Source organism: Oleiphilus sp. HI0128, from assembly GCF_001635365.1.
In genome coordinates, this window is record NZ_LWGG01001311.1 from 1 (window position 1) to 833 (window position 833).

Consider the following 833-nt stretch of genomic DNA (forward strand, 5'->3'; position numbering starts at 1 on the left):
TCTGATGATAAAAAATTGCATAGTGAGGTAGCAGCGCTACGTAAGTCCTATCAGGTAGTTCAAGCGTTAAATGCTGCAGATACTGCGAAAGGGTATTCTTGTAGCAAACAGCTGGTATTAAAAGATCAACAATGGGCTCTTGAGCCTGTTGGCTAGTGTTATTTCGGGCGGCTAAGATAGCGGTCCATTCAGTTTAAAGGCTTGTCAGTATCTTGTTTAGCTGGCAATTAGCAATAAAAGCATTGTGCTTTTTCTATGAGAAGAGAAGTTATGGGTAAGAATGTTGTCATTTTGGGCACCCAATGGGGTGACGAAGGCAAAGGTAAAATCGTTGACTTATTAACAGATCAGGTTGCGACGGTAGCGCGATTCCAGGGTGGCCATAATGCCGGTCATACACTGGTAATTGACGGGGAAAAGACAGTATTACATTTGATTCCTTCCGGAATTCTACGTGATAACGTTACTTGTCTGATTGGTAATGGCGTCGTGCTTGCTCCTGATGCTCTTATCAAGGAAATGACTGAACTTGAAGAAAAAGGTGTGCCGGTTAAGGAGCGCTTAAAGCTGAGTTTGGCTTGCCCATTAATTTTGCCTTATCACGTTGCGCTTGATCAAGCGCGAGAGATAGCGAAAGGTGCTGATAAGATCGGTACGACTGGTCGCGGAATCGGCCCAGCGTATGAAGATAAAGTTTCTCGTCGAGGTCTAAGGTTAGGTGACTTGGTTGATGCAGAAAACTTTGCTAAAAAGCTTAAAGAAATTATGGAATACCACAACTTTGTATTGGAAAACTTCTACAAAGTTGAGCCTGTAGATTATCAAAAGACGCT

Annotated in this window: 1 protein-coding gene; it reads left to right on the forward strand. The window is 42.9% G+C overall.

What is annotated here, in order from left to right; all coding sequences use genetic code 11:
* Positions 1 to 270 precede the first annotated feature (270 nt).
* Positions 271 to 833, forward strand: a 563-nt coding sequence (locus A3763_RS22015; protein ID WP_197483040.1) for an adenylosuccinate synthetase, incomplete at its 3' end; no start/stop codon positions are given.